The sequence below is a fragment of the Pseudomonas sp. SWRI92 genome, from assembly GCF_014268685.1.
Lineage (GTDB): Bacteria > Pseudomonadota > Gammaproteobacteria > Pseudomonadales > Pseudomonadaceae > Aquipseudomonas > Aquipseudomonas marvdashtae.
Genome location: NZ_JABWQY010000002.1, coordinates 22,140 through 41,393, shown reverse-complemented (window position 1 = coordinate 41,393; position 19,254 = coordinate 22,140). Strand labels below are relative to the sequence as shown.

The following is a 19,254-nucleotide window of genomic DNA, read 5'->3' as shown; positions in this document are numbered from 1 at the left end:
ATTGAAGGCTGTAAATGTCGTACTCCGAAAAACTCTCCGCACGTTATCTGGCGCTCGCCAGGTCTCCGGTCTCTGGCAAGAACTTTGCGGGTGCGGACGTGCGTTTTTCGGATGAATACGAAGCCTTGGAGAGCGAGCTCGGCAAAGCCCAATCGATACATGAAAACAGCCAAGTCGATTGGTTGAAGGTCCTTGAGCAAAGTGAAGCCTTGTTGCGCACCCAGTCGAAAGATTTGCGAGTGGCGGCATGGCTGACGTGGGCGTTATATCAGCGTGAGTCCTTTCTTGGGCTGCTCGCTGGGCTGGGTCTCTTGCGGTATCTCTGTAAGAGCCACTGGCTCGAGCTCCACCCGGTCAAGGTTCGTACCCGCGCAGCCAGCCTCCATTGGCTCGTGCCGCGACTGGAGGCGGCGTTGGGCAATGATGTCGCGATACCAAAGCAGTTGACTTTGTTCCGGGATCTGGCGGAACACCTCGAAGAACTGGACGCTGCCTGCACCGCTCATCTGGGCGATGACGCACCTCTGTTACTGCCACTGTGCCGGCGCCTCAGGAAACAGGTGCAGCTCGCCAACGACAATCAGCCGCAGTCCGGCGCTGTCGGAACGGTAGTCGCTCAGGTCAGACAAGCCGCGACCCAGCTGCTCAATCCGGGCGCCCCGATCGAAAATGAAAAGGATGCCCACAAGGCGCTACGGGCCCAGCAGGAAAATGCTCGTCCGTTGTGCGCGTGGTGGCTCAAGCAAAAAGCAACCGACCCCCGAGCGCTGCGCCTGAGCCGGACCTTGCTATGGCTGGGGGTCGACGCTGTGCCCGAGCGCAACGCCGAGCAGGTCACCCTGTTGCGTGGGCTTCCTGGGGACAGGCTCAAGGCTTATCAGGAAGGCCTCCAGCGAGGCAACTACGCGGATCTGCTGGTAGAAATCGAGGCCAGCCTGGCAAAGGCACCTTTCTGGTTCGACGGTCAAAGGCTTGCCTGGGAGTGCCTGCAAGGGCTGGGTGCAGAACTGGCCATGCGCGAAGTGGAAACGCACTTTGCATTGTTCATCCAACGCCTACCGAGTGTGATCGAACTGCGTTGGCATGACGGCGAGCCGTTCGCCGATCCGTCCACCCGGGCGTGGATCGCTGCCCAGGTCATGCCTCGTCTGGGAGCCCCCGACCCTGCGCCCCGTGCCGACGTCATCGATAGCCATGCGCCATGGGAGCGGGCTTTGGAAGAAGCTCAATTGAGCGTGCGCAGGGACGGCCTCAAGCCTGCGGTCCGGTTTCTCAAGCAAGAAATGCGCAACACCGACGGTGGGCGCGATCGCTTCCTTTGGCGGTTCGCGATGGCACGTTTGTGCTTCTCAGCCAAGAAATACGAAGTCGCCAAAGTTCAGCTCGAAGTGCTCGATCAAACGCTACAGGACGCGGGCTTGAATGCATGGGAACCCGACCTCGCATTGCAGGTGCTGCATCTGTTGTATCGCTGTTGCGAATTATTGCCCCAGAACCACGTCGTGCGCGAGTGCAAGGATGAAACCTACCGCAGGTTGTGTCATCTCGATCTCGAACGGGTAATCGAATAGGCCTGTAGGCCACCATTGTAAGGAAGGAAAATCATGGCCAAAGAAGGCTCTGTTGCCCCAAAAGAACGCATTAACGTCACCTTCAAACCCGCTACAGGCGGTGTTCAGGAAGAGATTGAGCTGCCGCTCAAACTGATGGCGATCGGGGACTACCTACACCGTCAGGACGAACGCAAGTTCGAAGATCGCAAACCTATCAGCATCGACAAGATGACCTTCGACGAGGTGCTGGCCAAGCAAGAACTTAGCTTGGTCCTCAGTGTCCCGAACCGTCTTCAGGAAGGAGGCGACACCGAGGAGCTCTCCGTGCAATTGCGGTTGAACTCGATGAAAGATTTCAACCCCGCAAGCCTGGTCGAGCAAGTGCCTGAACTTAGAAAACTGATGGAGCTGCGCGACGCGTTAGTCGCTCTCAAAGGGCCGTTGGGCAATGCACCGGCGTTTCGTAAAGCTATCGAAAGCGTGCTTGCCAACGATGAATCCCGCAGTCGCGTACTGGAAGAGCTGGGCCTGACGGCTCCAACCCCGGCCGTTTGACTCTCTAAGCCAAGGAAGACAGTGCATGAATACCCTAGCAGCGCATCAACAGAGCCGGGAGAACGGCGAGCATGGCATTCTGGAAAGCATCATCGCTCAAACGCGCCTGACGCCTGAGGACGACGCTTACGACATTGCCAGGCGTGGCGTGTCAGCCTTTATCGAAGAGCTTCTCAAGCCGCAAAACAGCGGCGAGCCAGTAAAAAAGGCCATGGTCGATCGCATGATCGCCGAGATCGACGTCAAGCTCAGTCGTCAGGTTGACGAGATCCTTCACCATTCAGACTTCCAGGCGTTGGAATCAGCGTGGCGCGGTCTGCAGTTGCTGGTCGATCGCACCGATTTTCGCGAGAACATCAAGGTTGAGATGCTCAACATTTCCAAAGGCGATTTGCTGGATGACTTCGAAGATTCGCCAGAAATCATGCAGTCCGGCCTATACAAACATATCTATTCCGCCGAATACGGTCAGTTCGGCGGGCAGCCGGTGGGTGCGATTGTCGCGAACTACTTCATGTCCCCAAGCTCGCCTGACGTGAAGCTGATGCGGTACGTATCCAGCGTGGCCTGCATGTCTCACGCGCCATTCATTGCCGCAGCCGGCCCGGAATTCTTTGGTCTGGAAAGTTTCGCGGGCTTGCCGGATCTCAAGGACCTGAAGGACCACTTCGAAGGCCCGCACTTCGCCAAATGGCAGAGCTTCCGGCAATCGGAAGACGCTCGTTATATCGGTCTGACCGTGCCGCGATTCCTCTTGCGAAGTCCTTATGATCCGCAAGAGAACCCGGTCAAGTCGTTCGTCTATAAAGAGACCGTCGCCAACAGTCACGAACATTACCTATGGGGCAACACCGCGTATGCGTTCGGTACCCGCCTTACCGATAGCTTTGCCAAGTTTCGCTGGTGTCCGAACATCGTCGGCCCCCAGAGCGGAGGCGCAGTTGAAGATTTGCCGCTGCACCACTTCGAGAGCATGGGTGAAATCGAAACCAAGATTCCAACCGAAGTATTGATTTCCGACCGGCGTGAGTACGAGTTGGCCGAAGAAGGCTTCATCTCGTTGACCATGCGCAAAGGCAGCGATAACGCGGCGTTTTTTTCCGCCAGTTCTGTGCAGAAGCCGAAGTTCTTCGGCATCAGTGCTGAAGGCAAGATGAACGAGCTGAACTACAAGCTCGGAACCCAACTGCCGTACATGATGATCGTTAACCGCTTGGCCCATTACGTGAAGGTGCTACAGCGCGAACAGCTCGGTTCGTGGAAAGAACGTACGGATCTGGAACTGCAACTTAACAAGTGGATTCGCCAGTACGTTGCCGACCAGGAGAATCCAAGTGCCGAGGTCCGCGGCCGCCGGCCCCTGCGTGCTGCCCAAATCGTTGTCACTGATGTGGAGGGGGAGCCTGGCTGGTACCGCGTCAGCCTGAACGTGCGCCCGCACTTCAAATACATGGGTGCCGATTTCACTTTATCGCTGGTTGGCAAGCTGGACAAGGTGTGAGCGGAGCCTGACCCATGACTGGCTATGGCAGCCTTTTCGAGCGTTTGAATGGCGCTATCGAAACACGTGCGGGCATGAGTCGAGAGGCCTGTGGGATGGCTTCCGTGGCTGCCCATCTGGCGAAGATGCTTAGCACCCGTGCAGGTAGCGTGCAGACGGCGTCCGATTACGGATTGCCAGACCTGAACGATATGCGCCTGAGTTTGCACGACGCCCGTAGCCAGGCCCGTTATGCAATCCAGATGTTTATCGAGGCTTACGAGCCGCGTTTGAGCAATGTGTGCGTCACCGTAATGCCGAATCGTGCCGATCCGCTTCGTCTGTCCTTCAGCGTCGACGCCTTGCTGAAGATAGAAGGTTTCAAGCGGCAGGTAAGTTTTTCCGCATGCCTGGATGGCAGCGGGCAAGTCAAGGTCAGTCAGGGATAGCCGTCATGTCGTTCAATCATTACTACCAGAGCGAACTCACCGCGCTTCGCCAGTTGGGCCAGCGTTTTGCCGAGCGCAATCCCGCCCTGGCACCGTATCTTGGGCAGGCAGGGCGTGATCCCGATGTGGAGCGCTTGTTGGAAGGGGTGGCTTTCCTGACGGGGCGTTTACGCCAGAAGCTAGATGACGAATTGCCGGAGCTTAGCCATTCCTTGATGCAACTGCTGTGGCCGAACTATATGCGGCCGTTACCGGCTTTCAGCATCCTCCAGTTCGAACCGCTGCAGCGAACGGGGCCCGCACTGCGGGTAGAGCGTGATACGCCGGTCGAGAGTAAGCCGATCCAGGAGGTGCGCTGCAAATTCCGTACGTGTTATCCGACCGAGGTGATGTCACTGGTTCTGACCGGGCTCAGTCATTCGGTAAAGGGCGACGGTTCTCTGCTAAGCCTGCGTTTGCAGATGCAATGCGACGGCCATCTTGGTGAACTCCAGCTGAGCCGTTTGCGGCTGCACTTCGCCGGAGAGCGTTACATCAGCCAGATGTTGTATCTGAATTTGATACGCAATCTGGACAGTATCGAGCTAGTACCACTGGATGGCGACGGTCGGCCCGTGAGTACCTCGGACGGTAGTCCCATGACGTTCAGGATCGCAGCCAAGCAAGTCGAGCCGGTTGGGTTTGCCGAAGAGGAGGCTTTGGTTCCGTATCCGCTGAATACCTTTCGTGGCTATCGCTATCTGCAAGAGTACTTTGCTTTTCAGGACAAGTTCCTCTTCGTCGACGTCAACGGCCTGGACGTGCTCAATGTTGTGCCACAAGACACCCTGAAACAAATGCGCGGGTTTGAGCTGCGCTTTGATATTCGCAAGGGCGGCGCCCAGCGGCTGCGTCCCACGTTGGATAACGTGAAGCTCTACTGCACGCCTATAGTCAATCTGTTCAAGCATGACGCCCAGCCGATTCGCCTGGATGGAAAGCAGGATGAATATCTGCTGCTGCCCGCTCAATACGAACCGGCGCACTGCGGCGTGTTTTCGGTTGAAAGTGTCACCGGCTGGAACCCCGGTGGCCTGGGGTACCGAGCCTATGTGCCATTCGAGTCTTTCGAACACGACTCCAGTTTCGACGTGCCGGGTAATCAAGCCTATTACAGCGTTCGACAGCGCCCATCGCTTCTTCACGGAGGGCTGGATACTTGCCTGGGCTTTGGCGTCCGGAACAACCCGGCGCACGAAACTCTGTCGATCGAACTGGTGTGCACCAACCGAAACTTGCCGAGCCTGCTTAAGCCGGGTGATATCAACCAGCAAGGCGAAAAAAGCGCGGAATCGCTCGGCTTTCGCAACATCGGGGTAGTCACCCCAAGCTTTGCGCCTCCATTGGATCGAGATTTCCTCTGGAAGCTCGTCAGCAACATGTCGCTCAACTACCTGTCCCTGGCTGACGTCAACGCGCTGAAGGTGATACTCGAAACCTACGATTTTCCGCGCTACTACGACGAACAGACCGAGAAGGTCAGCAAGCGTCTGCTGGATAGCCTCAAGTCGATCAGACATCGCCATGTCGATCGGCTCTATCGTGGCCTGCCGGTTCGGGGTTTATGTACGGAGCTGACAATCGACCCGCAGGGATATATCGGCGAAGGCGACCTGTTCGTCTTCGCTTCCGTTCTCAACGAGTTTTTTTCGCTCTATGCCAGTCTCAATTCGTACCACGAGTTGCGGGTGAACAGCACACAGGGAGAGGTGTACCTATGGTTACCCCGCATGGGACAGCAGCCGCTTCTTTAAGCGCGCTGACGAAGGGTATCCGCGAATACTCGTTATTTCAGGCGGTGCTGCTGATTATAGATCGGCTGCGCGAGGCCCACCCCCAGCTGGACGACGAAGCACTCTACGACCTGTTGGAGTTCCAGGCTAACCCGGGTCTTGGATTTCCTGCCAGCGATATCGAGCGGGTGGTTTTTTTTGAGGAACATGGGCAGACGCGAGCTCGTCTGAGCCTGAATCTGATCAGCCTGGTAGGCACGGGATCACCATTACCGGCGTTCTACGGTGAGCAAGCGTTGAGCGAGGGGGATGATAATCCGACTCGCCAATTCCTTGATCTTCTTCATGACCGGCTGCAACGGCTGATGCTACCGATCTGGCGCAAATATCGTTATTGCGCCAGTTTTCAAAATGGCGCCCAGGACCCGTTTTCCGAGCAACTGTTCGCCCTGATAGGCCTGCGGGGCGAAGAGATACGCAAGGCCACTCAACTGAACTGGAAGCGCCTGCTGCCCTACCTCGGCCTGTTGAGCCTGCGGGCTCACTCGGCGGCCTTGATAGAAGCGGTACTGCGTTATTACTTCAAGCACCCGGAGCTCAACCTCGAACAGTGCGTCGAGCGCCGGGTGAACATTCTGGGCGAGCAGCGCAGTTGTTTGGGACGCGCCAACAGTTTGTTGAGCGAAGACTTGGTGCTGGGCGAGCGGGTTCGTGACCGCAGCGGCAAATTCAGGATTCACATCGGTGCGCTGGATTGGCAGCGTTTTCACGAGTTTCTGCCGATCGGCGTGGGTTACCAGCCATTGTGCGCATTAGTGCGATTTATCCTGCGCGACCCCCTCGAATATGACATTCGCCTGGTCTTGCGACAGGAGGAAATACGGGAGCTAAGCATCGGGGAACGAAACTCCTGCCGCTTGGGATGGACCAGTTGGCTGGGGCATGAACACGCCGATGGCGTGGTGATCCTTGGCAGTAACATCATCAGGAACGAATGACATGATCAACATAGACCTCCAGCAGCTTATCCAGACGCTTGATGCCGATACCCGAAGCGACTTGGAGCGCTCGGCCGAGCGATGCGTGGATCGTGGTGCAAACAAGATCCTGATTGAAGACCTGTTGCTGAGCCTACTCGAGCGTGACCAGGGCCTGCTTGGACGCGCCTTGCAAGATGCAGGAGTAAGCGCAAGTGAGCTGATCGCCACGCTGCAGCCACGGACGGAACATGAAACTTCACGTAATCCGGTATTTGCCCCTGAGCTGATCCAATGGCTGCAGGATGCGCTTTTGTCGGCCAACCTCGAACTGGCCCAGAGCATAGTCACTGAGGCTGCTTTGATTCTGGCGCTGCTGAGTAACCCGGTGCGCCATGCAGGCACTCGTTACCAGTCCGTGCTTGCCCGTTTGAACATAGAACGATTGAAAGAATTCGCCTTGTCACGACAGGTTCAGCCGGGGGCAGGACATCTCGCTGTCCCGGCCGAGTCGCTTTTGGAACGCTTCACCCACAACCTTACCCAGCAGGCCCGTGACGGCAAGCTGGACCCGGTGCTTTGTCGGGACGGGGAAATCAGGCAGATGATCGATATCCTCTCTCGACGCCGCAAAAACAATCCGATAGTGGTCGGTGAAGCGGGGGTCGGCAAGACGGCCATCGTAGAGGGGCTGGCCTTGCGCATCGCCTCCGGAGAAGTCCCGTCCGGGCTCGAGGGGGTGGAGATCCTGTCGTTGGACATGGGCCTCCTGCAGGCCGGCGCCAGTATCAAAGGGGAATTCGAACGTCGTCTCAAAGGAGTAATCGATGGGGTCGGGACGGCGCCCAATAGCACTATTCTATTCATCGACGAAGCCCACACGTTGATCGGTGCGGGTGGCGCCGCCGGCGGTTCTGATGCGGCTAACCTGCTCAAGCCAGCTTTGGCGAGGGGCGAACTGCGCACTATCGCAGCTACCACTTGGACCGAGTACAAGAAATATTTCGAGAAGGACCCTGCTCTTGCCCGCCGTTTCCAGCCGGTGCAATTGCACGAACCGACTGTCAGTGAAGCGGTGACCATCCTGCGTGGTCTGGCCCAGACCTATGAGGCGAGCCACGGTATCTATCTGCGTGACGATGCCGTGGTCGCGGCGGCGCAGCTATCGGCTCGCTATTTGGCCGGTCGCCAGCTGCCAGACAAGGCTATCGATGTGCTTGATACCGCCTGTGCTCGCGTGCGTATCAGCCTCACCGTCGCTCCGCAACGCCTTGAGCGCATGCGCGCAGAGCTGGTCGAAGGTGAGCGGCAGTGTCAGGCGTTGCGTCGTGATGCGACAGCGGGCTTGTCGATTGATCTCCAGGCTTTGCAGGCGCTGCAGGTGCAATTGGCAACCACTGAGGAGGAGCGCCTCGCGCTGGAAGCTCAATGGACTGAACAACGAATTCTGGTCGAGCGCCTGCTATCGCTGCGTCGGCAAGTGGCTGCGGCGCGGGAAAACAGGACGGAGTTCCCTCAGGAGGTCGAAACGCTGGACGCGGCGTTGCACGAAACCTACGACGCATTAGTGATTGCACAGGCCAAGGAGCGCCTGGTCAGCTTTGAGGTGTGCCCGCGTCTGGTGGCCGAAGTGATCAATGCCTGGACGGGCATACCATTGGCTCAGCTGGCTTGCGAGCACAACATTAACATCACGCGTTTCGCGGCTGATTTGCGCACTCGCATCAGGGGCCAGGAACCGGCCGTGCAGGCGCTTGATCGAGCGATGCGTGCGGCTGCAGCTGGCTTGAACAAACCCGAGGCTCCCGCGGGCGTGTTTCTGCTGGTAGGGCCTAGCGGCGTCGGCAAGACCGAAACGGCGTTGGCCCTGGCTGACCTGCTTTATGGGGGTGACCGCTTCATCACAACGCTCAACATGGCCGAGTTTCAGGAGAAACATACCGTTTCGCGGCTGATAGGCGCGCCGCCAGGCTATGTTGGCTTTGGCGAGGGCGGCATGCTCACCGAAGCTGTTCGACAGCGACCCTATTCAGTCATCTTGCTCGATGAGGTCGAAAAGGCCGACCCGGATGTGCTGAATCTGTTCTACCAGATTTTTGATAAGGGCCTGGCCAATGACGGCGAAGGGCGGGAGATCAATTTTCGCAACACGCTGATTCTGATGACGTCGAATCTGGGCAGCGAATGCATCAGCAAATTGTGCCAGAACGACGCACGACCGAGTGCCGAGCGCCTTGAAGAGGCTATTCGGCCCCTGCTCTCCAGGCATTTCAAGCCTGCACTCCTGGCGCGTATGTGTGTGGTGCCGTACTACCCCGTAAGCGGCGCGGTATTGCGCGAGCTGGTGGAGCTGAAGTTGGGTCGTTTGGGCGAACGGTTGAAGCGTCGGCAGTTGGGCTTCAGTTTCTGCGTGCGACTTGTGGACCACTTGGTCGAGCGCTGCACTCGAAGTGAAAGTGGCGCGCGGTTCATTGACCACTTGCTCGATTTGCATTTGATGCCTTGGCTGGCTGATGGCTTGCTCGCCGCCATGGAGGCCGGCGAAAAACCGCGGCATGTACACGCCACTCTGGATGACCAGGCTCGCGTAGCCTGTGAGTTCGCTTGATGAGCATGCTTTTGGCTCATGTGTCGCAACCGCTGGCGTATGCCGAAGCCTTGTTGGGACAGCTTTCCAATCTTTCGAGATCAGTTGACGATGCGACGTTGCTCGGAGACTTCGTCCAGGGTGCGGCGCGGCTAAGCGGTTGTGAACTGGCTCAGTTGTATTTGCTGGACGCCACGGGGCCTAGCCTCGAAATCAACAGTGAGTGCCTTGACGGTCGGTTGCAATTTCGTGAGAGCCTGCCTTGCAATTATTACGATGAACAGTTGCTGCAGTTTTCGCTATGCCAGAATCGTGTGGTATGCCTTGATGCGTTGAGCGGTAGCGTGCACAACACGCGTTTCCTACCGGTCCGCGCCGCGCCGTGGCAGTCGCTGCTGTGCGTGCCGCTTGTCACGGCACCGGGCGTTATCAAAGGTCTGTTGCTCTGTGCCAGCGTCAAGCACATCGACCTCTGCGGATTTGCTGAATCCTTGGGGCTACTAGGGGCGTTTGCGCTCAGTCAGGTTCATCTGTTGCAACGTCAGTATCGCCCTGCCAGCGAAACCCTGCCCATTGCAAACAACGTCCCGAGTGCTTCCGGTTACGGACTGATTGGTAGGAGCGCGGCGATGCGCCAGACCTGCCTGTTGATCAGTAAGGTCATCAACAGTCCTTACACCGTCCTGCTGTGTGGCGAGACGGGCACTGGCAAGGAAGTGGTGGCCCGTGCTGTCCATGATTACGGTCCACGTCGCTCCGAGGCATTTATCGTCCAGAACTGCGCGGCGCTCCCGGAGCATCTGCTCGAAAGCGAACTGTTCGGTTATCGCAAAGGGGCATTCACTGGTGCGGATCGAGACCGCATCGGATTATTCGATGCGGCGGACAAGGGCACGTTGTTGCTCGATGAAATCGGCGACATGCCCTTATCTCTCCAGGCAAAGCTGCTACGAGTTTTGCAGGAAGGTGAAGTCCGTCCGTTGGGATCCAACCACACGCATAAAATTGACGTTCGCATCATTGCCGCCACCCATCGGGACCTGAAGCTCTTGATGAGTGAGGGTAAGTTCCGCGAAGACCTTTACTACCGCCTTGCACAGTTTCCGATCCAGTTGCCGGCGCTACGCCAGCGCGGCCCCGACATCACTGAATTGGCACGACACTTTGCCGAAAAGGCTTGTGCACTCTTGCAACGAGATCGTTTGCGTTGGTCCGACGCGGCACTGGCTCATCTGACTGATTACGGTTTTCCAGGAAACATACGTGAACTCAAAGGCATCGTGGAACGAGCCGTGCTTTTGTGCGAGGGCGGCGAGCTGCAGGTAGAGCATTTTGCACTGCACAACAAAAACCCACCCGACCAGGGATCTTTAAGCCTTCGCGAACAGATGGAGCAAATCGAACGCAACCTGGTGATTGATTGCCTGCGCAAGAACGACGGCAACCAGACCATTGCTGCCCGCCAACTTGGTCTGCCGCGCCGCACGCTGCAGTACCGAATGAGCCGTCTGAAAATACGCCGAAAGGATGCCAAGGATTGATCCTGTTCATCGCCATCCGTACCGATTTCATCATCCATCTTCCGAGGGCCTTCGAATGCCTGCTCGTTCATGTCCAACCGTCCTGCTGGCCTTCGTCGTGTTGTTCGGCCTCGGAGGTTGTAGCAGCAACTTCAAATTTTCCGACAGCGATTATCGCCCCCTGGGTGATCCGCAAGCGGTCAATCGCGGCAAGTGACCGCAAGGAGCGCCATCGATGGAAATAGTTTTTGAACTGCTGAAGGCCAAGCAATTCATTCCCCCTGATTTATGCCGTCAGACTTTCGGACCGGCTGGTGGCGTCATTGGACGGGGTGAGGATTGCGATTGGGTCATTCCAGACAGTGAGCGCCTCCTGTCCAAGCGTCATGCACAGGTGAGTTTCCGGGAAGGCATGTTTTTCCTGACCGACACCAGCGGTAATGGCATCTCCAACCGTGAAAGTGGGGTGCGCCTTTCCAGAGGGGAGTCGATACGGATCAAGGACGGTGATGTCTACATCATGGGCCGATTTGAGCTACGAGCACGGCTGGTCGTAGATATGACGATCGGTGCCGGGACCAGCAGTCCGGAACCGGCAGGTCACCACATTCCGGACGATGCATTCCTCGATCTCGACCCGCTGAGGGCGCTGGACCAGCAGGAGAGTGTTTTCTGTGAAATAGATGAGTTGATTGATCCCTTTGCGATGCCCTTGCATGCCTTGGGACGTTCTGACCGGGCGCGGGTCGACATGGAAAATCTGCTATTGCCGGAACTGGTCGAAGCTGTGGCCGAGCCAGCCCCATTCCCGCTGTCGGACACAGCCAAGCCAATAGACGAAGAGTTCTGGCAGCGCTTCGGTATGTCATTGGATATGGATCTCAGTGGCCTGGATGAGCAGGACCGTAAAGCATTGGCAATCAACGTCGCGCTGTTGTTCAAGCAAAGCGTCAAAGGCCTGCAGCAAAGTCTGCGTACCCGCTCGGACCTGAAGTGCGAACTACACCTCGCCCAGACCCCCATTCAAGGTAATCAGAGAAATCCGTTGAAGTACCGCGACGACGCTTTGGAGGCGTTGTTGCAGCCGAGTGCGGCTGGCCAGTTGACGGCCAGCGAGGCCATTAGCTGTGCATTTCGTGACCTCCAGGCCCATCAGTTGGCCCTGCTTAGCGCCAGCCGCGTCACGTTGCGCGCAACGTTGGAGCATTTTTCCCCCCGGCAAGTAGTTCTGCGCATGGAGCGAGAGAGGCGGTGGTTACTCAACACTTCTGGTCGGTACTGGCGAGCCTATAGCCGTCATCATCAGGCGTTGTGTCAAGACGATGACTGGACCGAGCGCCTGCTGGCCCGGGATTTCGCTAAGGCTTATGAAGAACAGGTTCGCCTGATTTCCGCCCTGCAACATGACCCTCATGGATGACGTATATGTATCGCATCACCGTGCTTTTACTCAAGATTCTGGCGCTTGTTTCAATGACTCCAATGGTTGGTTGCGTCACGTTGTCGCCATTCTCGACGATGACCAAGCTCGACCTCACGCTGATTGCCAGCGATCAACTCAATCTGGATTTGAATGGGCGGCCATCTCCCGTAGTGGTGCGTTTGTTTGAGCTAAAGCATCCGGTGGCCTTTGAAAACGCGAACTTCTTCAGCCTTTATGAACGTGCTGGCGAATCCCTGTCACTGGATTTGCTCGCCAGCGAAGAGTTGGAGTTGCGTCCAGGAGAAACCGTCAGGCTCAGGCTCGACATTGCAGGCGGCGGTCGTTACGTGGGTGTACTCGCAGCGTATCGTGACCTGCCGCAGACACAGTGGCGCTACACGCTGCCAGTCGCCGCGGCTCGAGTGACTGAAGTGAGTCTGATCCTTGATCAGGACGGCATCGGAAACTTTCCCGTAAGCCTCGCCAGGGCAGCCGATCTATGAGTCACGATAAAGTCATCTGGCAGGAAGGGATGTTACTGCGACCCCAGCATCTGCAGCACAACGATCGATATTTCGATCACCAACTGAAGGTTCGCACCCAACTGCTGAGCGCTTACGTCTGGGGCTTCCTGGCGCTGGAGATAGATGTGCAGTTCCTCAACATGAGCCGGCTGGTAATCAGCAAAGCTTCGGGCGTCCTGCCAGACGGCAGCTTGTTCGAACTGGACGGTAATACCGAACCGCTAGTTTTGGAGGTGCCTCCCAATACCTGCAACACGCCGGTCTATCTAGCGCTGCCACTGATGACCGGCAATCACATCGAGTCCCGGCGTCCAGAGCAGACAGAAGTGTTGGCGCGCTATACCAGCTATGAAATGCAGGTGACTGACTCCAATGCCGAAGATGCTTTTAGCAGCCAGGTCAGCTGCGGCCGTCTGAACTTTTGTCTTCTACTGGGTGAACAGAAGAGTGACCAGGTTTTCGTGAAGCTCAAGCTCTGCGAGGTGCTTGATACGACACCCGATGGCGTGATCAGGCTCAATACGGATTTTGTTCCTACGTTTATCCAGATCAAATCCTCCAGCTATCTGTCGTCGTGTCTCAAGGAAGTCATAGCCATGCTCGGCCACCGGGGCGAGAGCCTCGCTGAGCGGATTCGCTCCAACGGGAAAATGGGCGGTGCGCAAGTCGGTGATTTCATGATGCTGCAGATGATCAACCGCACTGAATTGTTGCTGCGCCATTATCAGGACCTGGAGCAAGTTCACCCCGAAACGCTATATCGGACGCTGTTGGCTGTGTTGGGCGACTTGGCGGCTTTTTCCACGGATAGCAAGCGCCCGTCGTTTGACAACCGCTACCAGCACAGTGACCAAGGCGTATGCTTTCGGGGCCTGATGCAGTCAATTCGCCAAGTCTTGTCGATGGTGCTCGAACAGCATGCCATCGAATTGCAATTGCAGGTTCGCCAGTACGGCATCAGCGTTGCGCCGATGCATGATTTTTCTCTACTGGACTCGGCGTCGTTCGTACTGGCAGCGAGCGCCAGTTGTGACAGTGAGGAGTTGCGCCGTCGCTTGCCATCGCATCTGAAGATTGGTCCGGTGGAACGCATTCGCGAACTGGTGAACTTGCATTTGCCGGGTATTAAGATCAGACCTTTGCCGGTGGCGCCGCGGCAGATCGCGTTCCATGCCAACAAAACCTACTTCATCCTCGAACCCACTGCCGAAGACCTTGTTCAGGTAAAGCGCTCAGCAGGCTTTGCATTTCATCTTTCCGGCGAGTTCGGTGAGCTTGAGCTGAATTTTTGGGCCATCAGGAATTGACCGAAATGGATAAGGAAAATCCTCAGGACGAAACAACCGTTCTGCTCGATCATCACGGGCGCCTTCCTGCTTCGGGGCCACTGACCGATGCTGTTGCGCCGCCGCTCATTAAACAGCTGGAAGAGCGGATGATTTATGCCGCGTGCCAGCCTCGATCTCGAATTTTCATCGCCAGCCTCAATCCGTTGGTCGCGGCCGCCTCCGGGTTGTTGGCCCAAGTAGTATTGCTCAAGCAGGGGCGCGATCGCGCCGAGCTGAACACGCTCAAGCAAGAGCTTTCCCTGGAATTGAAGCAGTTCGAAGCCCTGGCGTTGAGGGGAGGCGTTGAGGAAAGTCAGTTGGTTGCCGCCCGCTATGTGCTGTGCACCGTGCTTGATGAAACGGTGGTGGCCTCGTCGTGGGGGCATGGAAGTGGCTGGTCGCAGATTAGCTTGCTGAGCAGTTTTCACAACGAAACTTTTGGTGGCGAGAAGGTCTTCCAACTGATTGATCGCCTGTCAAAAGATCCCGTCAAGCATTTGCACATGCTGGAGTTGTTATATCTGTGCCTGTCCCTTGGCTTTGAAGGCATGTACCGGATCAAGTCCCGCGGAGCACTTGAGCTCGAAGGGATCCGTGATGCCCTTTACCGTTCCATTCGGCAGGTACGTGGCGACATCTCTCAACAATTTTCGCCTCGTTTGGAGAGCTTTGTTGGCGTGCGGCATAGGCCCGTGCGCATTGTTCCTGCCTGGGCAGTGACGATTTTCACGTTGGTCTTTCTCGGAGCGATGTACTCGGGTTTCGCCTGGGTATTGGAAGAACAACGCGCAAACATACTGCAACTCTATCAATTGCCAGAGCCGGTTATTGTTCAACCGCTGCCTTAAGACAGGGACGTGTCATGAAAATGTTTTTCAGGGAAATCGAGGCCTGGTTGCGTCGGACTTGGGTCTGGACACTGTCATGCGTACTTTGCGTGGGGTTGTTGGTGTGGTTCTTCGGACCGCTGCTGGCAGTAGACGATTACAAATTCTGGGCGAGCCCGACGGCACGTCTCTTGACGATCTGCGTATTGTTCCTGGGGTGGGGCCTGGGCATGGTTTTGTTCAATGAGCGTACTGATTCGAATAAGAAACCCCAACAAACCGACGCGCAATCTCCTCGCATTTTCGACCAGACCCGATCTGACGATGAGCGACGCGAACTGCGCTCGCGCTTCAAGCAAGCCCTGAGAGTATTAAAGACCTCGAGTCTTTACCACGACGAACGCGAGCGCAATGACTTGCCGTGGTATTTGCTAGTGGGACCACTCGCCAGCGGCAAGACCAGTTTGCTGCGAAGCGCCGGTCTGGATTTTCCACTTAACAGGCTTGATAAAAAAACGTTGGCCGATGTGTCGGGCACGCGCAATTGCGACTGGTATTTCGCCCAACAGGCGGTACTGATCGATACCGCCGGACGTTATTTGAATCAGGCAGATACGGACGTCGACGCTAGCGCATGGAATGTACTGCTTCAACTGTTGCGCAAGTACCGTCGTGGTCGGCCGTTGAGCGGCGTATTGGTAACGGTGCCTGTCGAATTTCTATGGACGGGAAGTGAAGACGAAGTTGCCACGCTGGCCTGTCAGATACGTGGCCGTTTGCAGGAAGTTCAACGGCAACTGCGTGTCGATGTACCTATTTATCTGGTGCTGAGCAAGGCGGACAGTTTGCCTGGCTTCAGCGAGTTCTTCGATACTTTGTCACGGGAAGAGAGCGACCAAGTGCTGGGAATGAGTTTTAGCCGGGACCAGCGCGGTAGCGACTTGGATGTGTTGCGAGCCGAGTTCGAGGCGCTGCTGCATAGACTCAACAGCCAGTTACTCATGCGATTGCACCTGGAGCGCGATATCAGACGTCGCGGGCTGATTCTGGATTTTCCACAACGGCTGGCACAGGTAGGTCCTAATCTGTGCTTGCTGGTCGATCTGGCTTTTAATGGCGACGTCTGTCCGCTCCGCGGTGTTTACCTGACCTGCGCGTCGCCGACGCCCCGTCATGTGGCATCGACTGGTCCTGACCATGCAAGACCTCGAGTTTCCAGCGATGCGCTGCCGTCGCGTGAAGGCCACAACGGCCGATTTATTCACCACCTCTTCACCAGGATCATTTTTCCGGAGGCCGGGCTGGCGAGCCCTGATCGGCGCGATAGAAGGCGTCTTTATTGGGGTCAACGCGCACTGTATATCGGAGCGCTGACAACCCTAGGCCTTTTTGGGCTGTTATGGGCGAACGGTTTCTCAGCCAACCACCAACGTCTGGAGTCCCTGCGTACGATGGCACAACGCTGGGATCAGCAGCGTTCGGCCCAAACCGCCATTGATGATTCGATGGCGATGCTCGAGGCGCTTGATATCCGTTTCGAGGCCACAAAGGTTTTCCCTCCTGCGAAAGCGGTGCCTTTGTACGAGCGCATCGGTCTCTATCAAGGTGAGGCGAGCAGGTCGACGGTGCTCGGCGCATATGAGCATGAATTGCTGTCACAGCTATTGCCACGCGTTGCCAAGATGCTGGAGGGGCATATTCATGACAACCTGAATGAACGCGAGCAACTGCTCAACAGCCTGCGCGCATATCTGATGCTTGCCCAGCCCGAGCGCCGCGACAATGCATGGCTCAAGACACGGGTGGCCCGTGAATGGTCACAGAGATACCCCGGTAATACGGGATTACAGAGCGGATTGCTTGCCCATTTCGAGCGTCTATTGGAGCAACCGTTCATTCATAGCCTCAACGATTCGTTGGTGGTCCAGTCTCGGGAGATGCTGCGCAGTGAGTCGTTGGCGACTGTCGTCTATCGAATGCTTCGCGAGCAGGCCAGCCATCTACCGCAATATAGACTCAGCCAGCACCTGGGTCCGCAAGGATCGTTGCTGGTTGGTGCTGATCATCTCATTCCCGGGTTCTACACCCGTCAAGGGTACGAGCAATACTTCTCCGTTCAGGGCATGACGCTGGTCACCGGACTGCTGCGTGACAACTGGGTCCTGGGTGGGGACGGAAGCCTTAGCGGCATGGATTTGCGTCGTCTGCGGATCGAGTTGGAGCAGTTGTATTTTCATGACTACGCCGACGTCTGGGGCGAAGCGATCGGTCAGGTAGGGTTGCAACCGGTCCGAGGCGCAGGCGATGCTGCCGAGCAACTGGTGGGGTTGACCTCAGCTCATTCACCCATCCTGCAACTGCTGGTACAGGTGCGTGAAAACACTCGGATTCCGAGCGTTTCCGAGCGCATCGAGGATGCTGCGCAAGTGGCTGGGAACACTATTCAACTTGCAACAATCGCCAGTAAGGTCTCCGATTCGGTGGTGAGAGATGTGCCGGATACTGGCCAGAAAGCCTTGCAGCGGCGCTTTGAGCCGTTGCACCGTCTGTTGGACGCTGATAACGGTCCTGCAGCTGACCTGACCCTGGCCCTGCGTGCCCTGGAGGATACCCAATTGCAGATGGCAAGCCTGGCACGTGCTAGCGCACCGGAGCAGGCCGCATTTGAACTGGCTAAACATCGAATGGGTGGCCAGCGCGATGCCTTGAGCAATCTGCGTAGCGCGTCGGCACGTTTGCCACGCCCGATCAGTGGTTGGTTTAACGGGTTGGCCGAGGATAGCTGGCGCTTGGTGCTCAGCGATTCATACCGCTACCTGAACCAGCGTTATCAAAACGAGCTGTACAGTTTTTACGGTAAGGCAATCAATAAGCGATATCCCTTCAGCGCCCTCAGTGTCAGCGATGTAGCGATTAGCGATTTCCGGGAGTTTTTCAAGGATCAAGGCGTTGTCGACCGATTCTTCGAGAGCTATATGCGTCCTTTCGTAAGCGGCCAGGCGGGGCACTACCGACTGCTTAGCGTTGACGGCCAGAGCTTGCCCATGTCCAAGGCTTATTTAGATCAGATGGCGACTGTGCATACCATTCGCCAGAGCTTTTTTGTGGATAATCCTGCTGAGCCACAAGTTCAGTTCAAATTGGAACCCTACACACTTGACCCGGCAGTGAGCCGATCCGAATTTCGCTTTGGCGACAAAATACTGGAGTACCGCCACGGTCCTATACAGCCCATGACCTTCACATGGCCGATCGAGGCGCAGGATGGTCGGGCATCTCTTTTGCTGGAGAGAATGGCCGGAGGGCGCGGTATCGGCATCGAGAAAAACACCGGGCCGTGGTCGCTGTTTCGTTTGCTCGACATTATGCAAACCGAATACCTGACGGGTCGCGACGTACGCGTGCTCAAGGCCGACCTCGGTGGCCTGCGAGCCAACTACTTATTGATGAGCCAGCGCACGCCGAACCCTTTTGACATGGCCGTGTTACGGACATTCAGAATGCCGGTACAGCTCTGATGCATGACGCCAGCCGCTGGCGTAGCGCCGCGCGTACGGACCCTGGAAAGGTCCGCCCAAGGAACGAGGATACTTTCCTGGACTGCCCGGAGCGGGGATTATGGGCGGTTGCCGACGGGATGGGCGGTTATCCGGGCGGCGATATTGCCAGTCAGTTGATTGTAGCCAACCTGGCCGAGCTACCTCTTTGCCCAGATATCGGGCAGCGCTCGAGAGCCGTGCGCCAATGTCTGCACTGGACCAATCGGCGCTTGAGCCAGGAACTGACCGTCACGGCTGAAAATCCACTCGGTACCACAGGGAGCACAGCCGTGGTGCTGCTGTTGGAAGGCAATCGTGCCGTTTGTATCTGGGCAGGCGATAGTCGTTGTTACCTATGGCGCGGACAACGGCTCTATCAATTATCCAGAGACCACTCACTGCGCCAACGACTGATCGATGAACAACACATCAGCCTCGACGAGGCAGATGCCCATCCTGCGGCCAAGGCGTTGACCCGTGCGGTGGGCGCCTCTCCAGAGTTGAAGTTGGAAGTGCTGGAACTGGAAGTCCAGCGCGGCGATACGTTCTTGCTTTGCAGCGACGGCTTGTATCAGGAAGTCAGCAGCGCAGCGCTCGGTGACGCAATGGGTTTGAGTTCGCCGTACAAGATAGTGGAGCGTCTCTTTGAAGGCGCTCTGATTGGTTTGGCACGGGATAATCTGACGGCAGTGGTGATCTGCAGTTGAATAATCCTACCGT

Annotated in this window: 15 protein-coding genes; all 15 read left to right on the top strand. The window is 56.9% G+C overall.

All coding sequences use genetic code 11. From position 1 onward, the window contains the following. Nucleotides 1-14: 14 nt before the first annotated feature. Genes tssA through HU762_RS03490 form a run of 15 tightly spaced genes read left to right on the top strand, consistent with a single transcriptional unit; the run spans nt 15 to nt 19,241 of the window. Nucleotides 15-1,571 carry a type VI secretion system protein TssA gene (tssA, locus tag HU762_RS03560; protein WP_186633077.1) on the top strand — a complete coding sequence of 519 codons (1,557 nt, stop codon included), beginning with the start codon at nt 15-17 and terminating at the stop codon, nt 1,569-1,571. A 33-nt stretch (nt 1,572-1,604) separates the two neighbouring features. Beyond that, entirely contained in the window at nt 1,605-2,108 is a 504-nt protein-coding gene (gene tssB, locus HU762_RS03555) for a type VI secretion system contractile sheath small subunit (RefSeq protein WP_186633074.1), read from the top strand. A gap of 25 nt (nt 2,109-2,133) precedes the next feature. Next, nucleotides 2,134-3,609, top strand: a complete 1,476-nt coding sequence (tssC, locus tag HU762_RS03550) for a type VI secretion system contractile sheath large subunit (RefSeq protein WP_186633071.1) — start codon at nt 2,134-2,136, stop codon at nt 3,607-3,609. Nucleotides 3,610-3,623: 14 nt separating this feature from the next. Beyond that, the gene (gene tssE / locus HU762_RS03545; RefSeq protein ID WP_186633067.1) at nt 3,624-4,037 is read left to right on the top strand and encodes a type VI secretion system baseplate subunit TssE; all 414 of its coding nucleotides are present in this window, start codon (nt 3,624-3,626) and stop codon (nt 4,035-4,037) included. Between the two features lie 5 nt (nt 4,038-4,042). Then, nucleotides 4,043-5,830, top strand: a complete 1,788-nt coding sequence (gene tssF, locus HU762_RS03540; RefSeq protein ID WP_186633064.1) for a type VI secretion system baseplate subunit TssF — start codon at nt 4,043-4,045, stop codon at nt 5,828-5,830. Further along, nucleotides 5,794-6,807 carry a type VI secretion system baseplate subunit TssG gene (gene tssG / locus HU762_RS03535; RefSeq protein WP_186633061.1) on the top strand — a complete coding sequence of 338 codons (1,014 nt, stop codon included), beginning with the start codon at nt 5,794-5,796 and terminating at the stop codon, nt 6,805-6,807. Before tssF ends, tssG begins: the two co-directional genes overlap by 37 nt. A gap of 1 nt (nt 6,808) precedes the next feature. Beyond that, nucleotides 6,809-9,394 carry a type VI secretion system ATPase TssH gene (tssH, locus tag HU762_RS03530; RefSeq protein ID WP_186633058.1) on the top strand — a complete coding sequence of 862 codons (2,586 nt, stop codon included), beginning with the start codon at nt 6,809-6,811 and terminating at the stop codon, nt 9,392-9,394. Between the two features lie 5 nt (nt 9,395-9,399). Next, nucleotides 9,400-10,914, top strand: a complete 1,515-nt coding sequence (locus tag HU762_RS03525) for a sigma 54-interacting transcriptional regulator (protein ID WP_186634396.1) — start codon at nt 9,400-9,402, stop codon at nt 10,912-10,914. 55 nt (nt 10,915-10,969) lie between these two features. Continuing rightward, complete coding sequence (locus tag HU762_RS03520) at nt 10,970-11,110, top strand: type VI secretion protein (protein WP_186633056.1); 141 nt, start codon at nt 10,970-10,972, stop codon at nt 11,108-11,110. 18 nt (nt 11,111-11,128) lie between these two features. Further along, a complete protein-coding gene (tagH, locus tag HU762_RS03515; RefSeq protein WP_186633053.1) occupies nt 11,129-12,313 on the top strand; it encodes a type VI secretion system-associated FHA domain protein TagH in 1,185 nt (394 codons plus the stop codon). A 5-nt stretch (nt 12,314-12,318) separates the two neighbouring features. Then, nucleotides 12,319-12,819, top strand: coding sequence for a type VI secretion system lipoprotein TssJ (gene tssJ, locus HU762_RS03510; protein ID WP_186633050.1), 501 nt, complete (start codon nt 12,319-12,321; stop codon nt 12,817-12,819). Beyond that, nucleotides 12,816-14,147 (top strand): type VI secretion system baseplate subunit TssK, encoded by a 1,332-nt coding sequence (tssK, locus tag HU762_RS03505; RefSeq protein WP_186633047.1) that lies wholly within the window; start codon nt 12,816-12,818, stop codon nt 14,145-14,147. Before tssJ ends, tssK begins: the two co-directional genes overlap by 4 nt. Nucleotides 14,148-14,152: 5 nt before the next feature. After that, nucleotides 14,153-15,016 carry a type IVB secretion system protein IcmH/DotU gene (icmH, locus tag HU762_RS03500; protein WP_186633044.1) on the top strand — a complete coding sequence of 288 codons (864 nt, stop codon included), beginning with the start codon at nt 14,153-14,155 and terminating at the stop codon, nt 15,014-15,016. A 14-nt stretch (nt 15,017-15,030) separates the two neighbouring features. Continuing rightward, nucleotides 15,031-18,513: a type VI secretion system membrane subunit TssM gene (tssM, locus tag HU762_RS03495; protein ID WP_186633041.1), complete on the top strand. Its 3,483-nt coding sequence runs from the start codon at nt 15,031-15,033 to the stop codon at nt 18,511-18,513. Continuing rightward, the gene (locus tag HU762_RS03490) at nt 18,513-19,241 is read left to right on the top strand and encodes a PP2C family serine/threonine-protein phosphatase (protein WP_186633038.1); all 729 of its coding nucleotides are present in this window, start codon (nt 18,513-18,515) and stop codon (nt 19,239-19,241) included. The genes tssM and HU762_RS03490 overlap by 1 nt, the downstream gene beginning before the upstream one ends. Nucleotides 19,242-19,254 lie beyond the last annotated feature (13 nt).